The 9,259-nt window shown below is 64.8% G+C and carries 7 protein-coding genes; 4 read left to right on the top strand and 3 right to left on the bottom strand.

Annotated elements, in window-relative coordinates:
- Positions 1-180 precede the first annotated feature (180 nt).
- The 4 genes from ACIPY3_RS22940 to ACIPY3_RS22925 all read left to right on the top strand — a co-directional run bounded on the left by ACIPY3_RS22940 (position 181) and on the right by ACIPY3_RS22925 (position 5,634).
- On the top strand, positions 181-741 hold the full coding sequence (locus tag ACIPY3_RS22940) for a GNAT family N-acetyltransferase (protein WP_400337820.1): 561 nt from the start codon (positions 181-183) through the stop codon (positions 739-741).
- Between the two features lie 218 nt (positions 742-959).
- Positions 960-1,247, top strand: a complete 288-nt coding sequence (locus ACIPY3_RS22935) for an HU family DNA-binding protein (protein ID WP_011776355.1) — start codon at positions 960-962, stop codon at positions 1,245-1,247.
- Positions 1,248-1,462: 215 nt separating this feature from the next.
- Positions 1,463-3,661 (top strand): cytochrome c oxidase assembly protein, encoded by a 2,199-nt coding sequence (locus ACIPY3_RS22930; RefSeq protein ID WP_400337819.1) that lies wholly within the window; start codon positions 1,463-1,465, stop codon positions 3,659-3,661.
- On the top strand, positions 3,661-5,634 hold the full coding sequence (locus ACIPY3_RS22925) for an NHL domain-containing thioredoxin family protein (protein ID WP_400337816.1): 1,974 nt from the start codon (positions 3,661-3,663) through the stop codon (positions 5,632-5,634). Before ACIPY3_RS22930 ends, ACIPY3_RS22925 begins: the two co-directional genes overlap by 1 nt.
- An 82-nt stretch (positions 5,635-5,716) precedes the next feature.
- Here ACIPY3_RS22925 and ACIPY3_RS22920 read toward each other — a convergent pair whose 3' ends face one another.
- From ACIPY3_RS22920 to ACIPY3_RS22910, 3 genes are all read right to left on the bottom strand, one after another.
- Complete coding sequence (locus ACIPY3_RS22920; RefSeq protein ID WP_400337822.1) at positions 5,717-6,745, bottom strand: hypothetical protein; 1,029 nt, start codon at positions 6,743-6,745, stop codon at positions 5,717-5,719.
- 115 nt (positions 6,746-6,860) lie between these two features.
- Positions 6,861-8,582 (bottom strand): helicase HerA-like domain-containing protein, encoded by a 1,722-nt coding sequence (locus ACIPY3_RS22915; protein ID WP_400337813.1) that lies wholly within the window; start codon positions 8,580-8,582, stop codon positions 6,861-6,863.
- 9 nt (positions 8,583-8,591) lie between these two features.
- Positions 8,592-9,110, bottom strand: coding sequence for a GNAT family N-acetyltransferase (locus tag ACIPY3_RS22910; RefSeq protein WP_400337811.1), 519 nt, complete (start codon positions 9,108-9,110; stop codon positions 8,592-8,594).
- Positions 9,111-9,259: the final 149 nt, after the last annotated feature.

Genomic DNA, 9,259 nt, shown 5'->3' with positions numbered 1-9,259 from the left:
ACCCGGGAGGGTGTGGGAGAGTAGGACACCGCCGGACAACACTTAACAGGAGCCCCGACCACGACGGTCGGGGCTCCACACCTTTAACACACCAAAAACACGCACCACAGGCCCCACAACAAGCTACGCGGACCCCTCAACGGCACGGGAGGTTGCCCGCGCGCAGGATAGAGTCACCGGATGAACCTGTCCCGGTCGCTCGATGTCCCCGCACTCCTTGCAAACGAACAGGTCCATTTGCGGCCGGTCGTCCTGGAGGATTCCGGGGCATTGGCAGCGGCGTACGTCCGGAACGCCGAGCACTTGTCCCCGTGGGAGCCTCGGCGTGAGCCGTCGTTCTTCTCGGTCTCCGGGCAGGAGAAGGCGGTTCGAAGCAAGCTGCAGCAGTGTGCTGCCGGCCGCGAGGTGCCCTGGGTGCTCGTCAGGTCCGGCATGATCGTTGGAACCATGACCCTGACAGGCATCGTCCGTGGTCCCTTCCTCAGCGCCAACCTTGGATATTGGGTTGATTCGGCTCATGCCGGCAAGGGCTTGGCCAAGGCAGCCGTCGGTGCGGTCTTGGATATGGCCGGCAGTGAGCTGGGGTTGCACCGTGTCCAGGCGGCCACGTTGGTGCACAATGCGGCTTCCCAAGCGGTGCTGAAGCGGAGCGGATTCGAGCAGATCGGGTTGGCGCCGTCGTACCTGAAGATCGATGGGAAGTGGCAAGACCATGTGCTCTATCAGCGCATTCTGCACTGATCCCTGCGGGGGTAGGACACTGTGTTGCCGCGCCGTAGGGTACGCCACAGCCGGCCCGTAGGCCCAAAAACCCCGAAAATCCGGTGATTTTGGTCAAAAAAGCGCGGAAACACGCGGAATTTGCTGGCCATGCCGGTGCAAGCTGGTAAGTTTTCGAGCAGTGGCTTGCTCGCGTTCCGCTTGCCGGCTCAAAAACGTATTAGTCCAGGAGGACGTAAATGGCTAAGAACCGTAGTGAACTCGTTGCAGAGGTAGCAGGCAAGGCTGGCACCAGCCAGGCAGCCGTCAACTCCGTGCTCGATGCACTGTTCGAAGTTTTCGAGACTTCTGTTGCTGCAGGCGAGAAGATCACCATCCCGGGCTGGCTCGCAGTTGAGCGTACCGACCGTGCAGCTCGTACCGGCCGCAACCCGCAGACCGGCGAGACCATCCAGATCGCAGCCGGCCACAGCGTCAAGCTGACCGCTGGTTCCAAGCTGAAGGCTGCTGTCGCCAAGAAGAAGTAACCATACTTCGGCGAACGCCTGGAAGAGGCGGCAACGTGATGTTGCCGCCTCTTCTGCTTTTTAATCTGATGTTTGCCCACTTCTCCTCCCCAGCAAACTCCCGATTCGCAGCCCGGCGGCAGGTAACGGACAATGGATAAGTGCCACTAGCCAGAAGCTCCGCCACTGCCCCTTCTCCCGTTCCCAAGCCGGGAGCGCGGGGAGGCGCCACTGGCATGGGTATTTCCTTGCCGTGGCAGCTCGCGGGCCTGGCTGTCCTGTTCCTGACGCTGGCCGGAGCGCTCATCTTCTCCGGTGCTGCGGCAGCCCGCCAGGTCTCCGACCCCGGCGCCTTGGTCCGGTGGGGCCTTCCCTTCGCGAAGGCCATTCACAACGTGTCTGTGGCAACCGTCATCGGTGGCCTGATCTTCGCCGTCGGAATCCTTCCCAAGAACCTCAAGCCCTCCAGGACGCGTGGCAAGGATGATCCCGAGGCACCCGAGCACCCCGCGTTTTCGCGGGCCTTGGCCGTTGCGGCCGCGGCGGGCGCCGCGTGGACTCTTTCAGCGGTGGCCGTCCTTGTCCTGACCTACGCCGACGTTGCAGGGCAGGGAGTCTCCGGGGACGCCGAATTCACCCGTTCCCTGGTGTACTTCATGACGGATATCGAGACGGGCAAGGCTTGGCTTGCGGTGACCATCATCGCAGCTGTTGTCACCACGGCCTTGTTTGGCGTGCGGTCCTTGACTGGCCTGGCGTTTACCTTGCTTTTGGCCCTCATTGGATTGGTTCCGACAGCCCTCATTGGGCACTCTTCAAGTTCCAGCGACCACGAGGGCGCCATCAACTCCCTGGGCATGCACCTGGTAGGGGTGTCCACGTGGGTGGGCGGCATCATCATGCTTGCGGTCCTGTCCGGTCTCCTGACGGGTTCACGGTCGTCGGGAACCGCTGACATCACCGAACCGACGCTCCGGCGCTTCTCGTCCCTGGCAGGTTTCGCGTTCGTCCTGGTCTTTGCCTCGGGCGTGATCAACGCCGCCATCCGCGTGACCAATCCCGGCGATCTTTTCGGGTCCTCCTACGGCCAGCTCATTCTTGCGAAGGCCCTGGCCACGTTGGTGCTGGGCGGCATCGGCTTCATGCACCGGCAGTGGGTGATACCCCAGCTGGGCAAGAATGGTTCGATGTCCGCCCGCAGGGTGTTGTGGCAACTGATTCTTGTGGAGCTCTTGGTGATGGGCGCGACGTCGGGACTCGCCGTGGCGCTGGGACGTTCCGCTCCGCCGCAACCCACCACGTATGCGCCGGATGCTTCGCCCGCTTTCATCCTGTCTGGCTATGAGGTGCCACCGGAGCTCACGCCCGAGCGCTGGCTCACCGAGTGGCGTTTCGACTGGCTCTGGGTAGGCGTGGCGTTGTTTGGCGCCGTTTCCTACATCCTGGGTGTCATCAAGATCCGCAAACGCGGCGACTCCTGGCCTGTGCTGCGCACCATCCCGTGGTTGGTGGGCCTGGTGGTCCTGACCTACATCACCTCCGGACCGCCCGCCGTGTACGGCCGCGTGCTGTTCTCTGCGCACATGGTTGACCACATGGCGCTGACCATGGTTGCGCCGATCTTCCTTGTCCTTGGCGCCCCGGTGACGCTTGCCCTGCGCGCCCTTCCTGCCCGCGGTGAGGGTGCCCATGGATCGCGGGGCCTGCGCGAATGGTTGCTGCTCTTTGTCCACTCACGCTTCTCGCAGGTAGTGACGCACCCGCTGTTTGCGGCCGCGAACTTCGCCGGTTCCATTGTGCTGTTCTACTATTCGGACCTCTTCGGCCTTGCCATGCGTGAGCATGTAGGCCACGAGCTCATGAACCTCCACTTCCTGTTGACGGGTTACATTTTCGTGCTGAGCATGATCGGCAGCGACCCCTTGCCGCGCAGGGCTCCGTATCCGATGCGCCTGCTCCTGTTGCTGGCCACCATGGGTTTCCACGCGTTCTTCGGCGTATCGATCATGGGTGGCACGGGCCTCCTCGCTGCGGACTATTTCGGCAACCTGGGCCGGACCTGGGGTGCGTCCGCTCTCGCTGACCAGCAAATGGGCGGTGCTGTTGCGTGGGGCATCGGCGAGGTCCCCACCTTGCTGGTGGCAATCGGAGTGGCGGTTATGTGGTCCCGTTCGGATGCACGGGAAACCCGGAGGGTCGATCGGGCGGCGGACAGGAATAACGACGCCGACCTGAGTGCTTACAACGATATGTTTGCCCGGCTGGCCGAGCGGGATGCCAAGGTGTCCAGCCGCCAGACGGGTCCAGGGACCACTGCCGGCAACAAGCCGGGGACCGAGGCGGCCAACGGCCCCGGCAGCACTGCCGGGAACCAGACGGGCGATGAGCCCGGGACCGGGCACACTGAACGAAACACCAAGCTGGAAGGACGCTGATGAGCGAAACCGTACGCACCCAACTCCGGGTCCGCGCCTCTGAGCTGGAGGGCCGGGGCTGGCTCAATACCGGTGGCAAGTCGCTCGACCTCGAATCGCTCCGCGGCAAGATCGTGCTGCTCGACTTCTGGACCTTCTGCTGCATCAACTGCCTCCACGTCCTGGACGAGTTGCGGCCACTTGAAGAAAAGTACTCCGACGTCCTGGTGACGGTGGGCGTGCACTCGCCCAAGTTCGAGCACGAGGCAGACCCGGTAGCGCTGGCCTCGGCCGTTGAGCGCTATGAAATCCACCACCCGGTGCTGGACGATCCTGAGCTGGCCACCTGGAAGGCCTACACGGCCCGCGCCTGGCCCACCCTGGTTGTCATTGATCCGGAGGGCTACATCGTGGCCCATCTCTCAGGCGAGGGCCACGCCGACGGCCTCGCGGTCCTTTTGGAAGAGCTTGTGGCTGAACATGAAGCCAAGGGCACCCTGCACCGCGGCAACGGCCCCTACGTGGCGCCCGAGCCGACATCCGGCACGTTGCGTTTCCCGGGGAAGGCAACCCAGTTGGACAACGGCAACTACCTGGTGGTCGATTCCGGACACCACCGGCTGGTTGAGCTGCGCCCTGACTTTGAGACGGTGGAGCGGGTGATTGGCTCGGGCACCAAGGGCTTCGCCGACGGCACTGCCGGGACCGCACAGTTCAACGAACCCCAGGGCGTGGCGGTGCTGCCTGCAGGGCTCGCCTCGACGCTTGGCTACGACGTTGTTGTTGCCGACACCGTGAACCACCGCCTGCGGGGCGTCAACCTGGACAGCGGCGAAGTGCGGACCATTGCGGGCAACGGTGTTCAGCGACTGCTCGACGCCGGCCCGGCCCGCGTCACCGAGTCGGGTGCCGGCAGCTGGTCGGAGCACCACGACGGCGGTCCGGCGGACTTTGCTGCCGATGCCTTGGACGTTGGGGTGCTTGGCCACGGCACCGGCGTCTCCCTGTCCTCGCCATGGGACCTCGTGTGGAGCGAAAAGCTGCAGCGCGTGGTTGTTGCCATGGCAGGGACGCACCAGATCTTCGCTGTGGATCCCGTCAGCGGCATCGTTTCGATCCTGGCTGGCTCCGGCCTGGAGGGGCTGCTGGACGGTCCCGCCGAGGAAGCCTGGTTCGCCCAGTCGTCCGGCCTGGCCATCGATGCGGAGGACAACATTTGGGTGGCCGACTCCGAAACCTCGGCATTGCGCCGCCTGGTGGTGGGTGAGTCCGGCGTGACAGTGGAAACCGCCGTCGGCACCGGCTTGTTCGACTTTGGCTTCCGTGACGGCGAGGCGGCTGAAGCGCGCTTGCAGCACCCCTTGGGCGTGACCGTCCTGCCGGATGGTTCGGTTGCCATTGCGGACACCTACAACGGGGCCGTGCGCCGCTACGATCCTTCAACCAACACGGTGTCTACTTTGGCCCGCGGATTGGCCGAGCCCAGCGACGTAGTGGTGGTCAACCATCAAGACGCGGAACCGCTGCTGGTGGTGGTGGAATCCAATAAGCACCAACTGGTTCTGGTTCCGATTCCCAAGGAAGCCCAGCAGGTGGACGAGGGCGCTTCGCAGACCCAGCGTCCCAAGAGTCCTGTGGTTCCCGGGAACCTGGATCTCACGGTCCGGTTCAAGGCCCCGACGGGCCAGAAGCTTGACGACCGCTGGGGCGACCCCACGCAGTTGAAGATTTCCTCTACCCCGCCGGAACTCATCGTGTCAGGTGGGGGGACCTCCGTGGGGCTCCTGAGGACCGTGGAACTGAACCCGGAGGTGGCCGAGGGAATCCTTCACATCACCGCCCGTGCTGCGGCCTGTGACGGTCCTGAGACTGAAGACGGCGAGATTCCCGACCACGCAGCCTGCCACCTCTACCAGCAGGACTGGGGCATCCCGGTGGTCCTCCAGGCAGATGGCGATTCAGAACTGGTCCTCGACCTGCGGGGCATGGACTAAAGACCAAAGCAAGACGGGGTGGCCTGGCATCCTCCGAGCCGGAGGCAGCCAGGCCGGGAAGCCCCGGAGACCCGCGCGAGCCCTAGAACGTGAGCAGCGGTGTGACGGTCACGGTGGTGCCGTCGGTGTCCAACTGGGTGGTGAAACTGAAATCATGCACCACGTTGAGGTCATTGACTGCCCCGGTGAACAGGTTGATCTCGCGGGCAGTCAGCCGTGCCTTGCCGTTCAGGGGTGCCACCACCCATTTCCCGCCGAAGGGTTCGATAGTGATCTTGGGGTACTCCGTGATCTCCCATTTGATGGTCCCGTCCACTACCCGCGCGTTGCTGGCGTGGTAGAACGGACAGTCCGGCTGGAGCCGCTGTTGCTCCGTGGCTTCGGCGGCGCACTTGTCCAGGAATTCGCGGACCTTGCCAGCGACGGCCTCGTCCATGGACTTGGTGGAGCGGGTCTGGAGGTTCAGGGGAGCCTGCCCGCCGTCGCGGGTTGAGACGAGGGCTGAAGTGGCGGGTGCCTCGAAGAAGGTGCCGTTCAGGCTGGCCTCGTATTTGCCGGGAAAGAACACAGCGAACGTGTTGTGCCCGTTTGGCATGTTGACCGGAACCCCGTTCAGGGCGGCTTCGCTGGCATTGACCACTGTGACGTCGATAGTGGGCAGGGTGGTGGGTACGAAAGCCCATTTTCCGAAGAACAGCCATTGCGTACCGGTGCGTTCCATGAGGAACTCGGTGTGGAGCCGGCTGCCGTCCAGGGTGTAGTCCACGGGAACTGCCACACGGTTGCCATTCCTGGATTCGGCGTTGCCGATCTTGACGTCCGAAAGGGCGGACGCGGCGGTTTGCAGGGCCGTTCCGTCCAGCATGGCGGCGTTCGCGTTGGGTACCTTGGCGCGCAATAAGCCCAGGGCCTGCTCGCCTTCGCCCTTCTGCAGCGCCTCGAGGTACTCCCGTACGGGCTGCTGCGGACTGGCCACGGAGTTGCTCACCAGATTGATGCAGACGATCGCGCCGGCGGCAGCAAGCATCAGACCGAGCAGCCATCCGGCTGCGGTCTTGACCAATGCTTGACTCACCTGCACGCCCTTTACGTTACCTGCCGTGGCGCCAATAGCCGCGCAGGAAGACTGTAAGGTGACTTAGCAAGAACGCCATACGGACGCACGACGGCGGCGACCGGCGCACGCGGGCCGGGCACCCGCCGTCGTGGTTCAGGCAGGAGCAAAGCTACCGGCGCCGCCGTGACGATGTGCCAAACACGCCGCGGATCAGGTCGCGGCCCAATTGGGTTCCCATGGATCGGACCATGTTCTTCAGGCCGCCACCCAAGGCACCGCCGAGGGCTCCGGCGAGGTCCCCGAACACGCCCGGGTCCGAGGGCGCGGGTGCGGGGACAGGCGCGGGAGCCGAAGGGGCGGGAGCCGAAGGGGCGGGGTAGGACGACGGCGCAGGGGCGGGACGGGAACTGGGCCGGCCGAGGATCTCTTCCTCGATGCGGCGGGCCTCGGCGTCAATATCGGCAGGGGAGCCGCCAGACGAACCGGAGGACGCGGGCACGGGAGGTTGCCCCGGTGCGGGCGATCCCGTGGGCACGGGCGCCGCACCGTTCAGCTTCTCGTAGGCTGACACGTTGTCCACTGCCGTGCCGTATTTGGCCAGGAGCGATGAAGCCGCCACGGTGCTCCGGACAAGGTCGTCCGCGCTGGGACCCATGACGGACTCGGGCGCGCGCAGCCGGGTCAAGGCCACGGGAGTGGGCGCGCCCTTCTCGTTCATGACCGTGATGACGGCCTCGCCGATGCCGGCCGAGGTGAGGGTCTCTTCGAGGTCGTAGTCGCTGACCGGGAAGGTGGACACCGTGGCCTTCAAAGCCTTGGCGTCCTCCGGGGTGAAGGCGCGCAGGGCATGCTGCACTCGGTTGGCGAGCTGGCCGAGGACATCCGCGGGCACGTCCTTGGGCGTCTGTGTCACGAAGAAGATGCCCACGCCCTTGGAACGGATAAGCCGAACCGTGGTGGTGATGGCGTCGAGGAAGGCCTTGGAAGCGCCGTTGAAGAGCAGGTGTGCCTCGTCCAGGAAGAACACGAGCTTTGGCTTGTCCAGGTCGCCGGCCTCGGGAAGGTCCTCGAACAGATCCGCGAGGAGCCACATAAGGAACGTAGAGAACAGCAGGGGCTTGGTCTGGAGGGTGGGGAGTTCCAAACAGCTGATGACGCCGCGGCCATCGGGAGCGGTGCGGAGGAGCTCGGCGGTATCGAACTCGGGCTCCCCGAAGAACTTTTCCATGCCCTGTGCTTCAAGGCCAACGAGCTCGCGGAGGATCACGCCTGCCGTGGCCTTGGACAGGCCGCCCAGGTCCGCGAGTTCGGCTTTTCCCTCATCCGAGGTGAGGAACTGGATGACGGCCCGCAGGTCCTTAAGGTCGATGAGCTCCAGGTTGTTCTTGTCCGCGAAGTGGAAGATGAGCTGGAGGCTGGATTCCTGGGTGTCGTTGAGGTCCATGATGCGGGAGAGCAGGATGGGCCCGAACGAGGTGATGGTGGCGCGCACCGGAATGCCGTTGCCGTCTCCGCCCAGGCAAAGGAACTCCACGGGAAAGTTCCTGGCGGACCACTCCTGGCCCAGCGCAGATGTGCGCGCCGTCAGCTTCTCGCTGGCGGTTCCCGCCGTCGCCAATCCGGAGAGGTCGCCCTTGATATCGGCGAGGAACACCGGAACGCCCGCCGTCGAGAGCTGTTCGGCGATCATGTGCAGCGTGACGGTCTTGCCCGTACCCGTTGCACCGGCCACCAGGCCGTGCCGGTTCATCATGGCAAGGGGGAGCCGGACCTGGGCTTCTTTGTGGACTTCGCCGTCCACAATCGCGGCACCCAGCTCAATCGTGGCGCCTTGCAGGGTGTACCCCTGCTGGATGGTGGCGAGTTTTTCAGCAGTGGTTTTCGTGGCCATGCGCATAGCTTAGCTGCGCGGGACAAGATCCTTGCTGAATGCCAAATGCATGATTTCCTCGGGGTCGGCCGTGAGGTCGAACAGTGCCGTGTAGCCCGTGGCGAGGTACAGGTTCTTGGCCTCCGGCTGGCGGGGTCCGGTGGTCAGGTACAGCTTGGAGTAACCGCGGCGGAGGGCCTCAGCCTCGAGTTCAGCGAGCACACGCCGGGCCAGTCCCCGGCGCCGGTGGGCCGAGTGGGTCCAGATTCGCTTGAGTTCCGCGGTGTCATGGTCGTAGCGGCGGAAGGCGCCCCCGGCAATGGATTCGCCGTTCTCCTGGATGATGAGGAGCGCTCCGTGCGGTGCGGCAAATTCCTCGGCAGGGTAGCGGTTCAGTTCCTCCGAGGCCCCTTCGCTGCTGAACAGGTCGCCATAGCGGGTGTCGTATTCGACGGCGAGCTCGTCCAGGAGCGGGCGGACGCGGGGATCGTCCATGGGCAGGCTGAGCACGGTCAGGCCCGACGGCGGCAGGGTTGGCGTTGCGGTCACAAGTTGCCTTTCGTAGGTGGTCACCCAAGTAGGTCGCAGTTGTGGGGGGGGGGTGGGGTGGCAATAAAACACCACCACCCCCCCGGTGGGGGGGGGGGGGGGGGCGCGGGGCGGGGGGGCGGCCCCGCCCCGCGGCGGCCCGGCGGCGG

This window comes from Paenarthrobacter sp. NPDC089714 (assembly GCF_044748905.1).
Taxonomy (GTDB): Bacteria; Actinomycetota; Actinomycetes; order Actinomycetales; family Micrococcaceae; genus Arthrobacter.
Note: the sequence above shows the minus strand (reverse complement) of the source record. Positions and strands in the feature narration are given on the sequence as shown.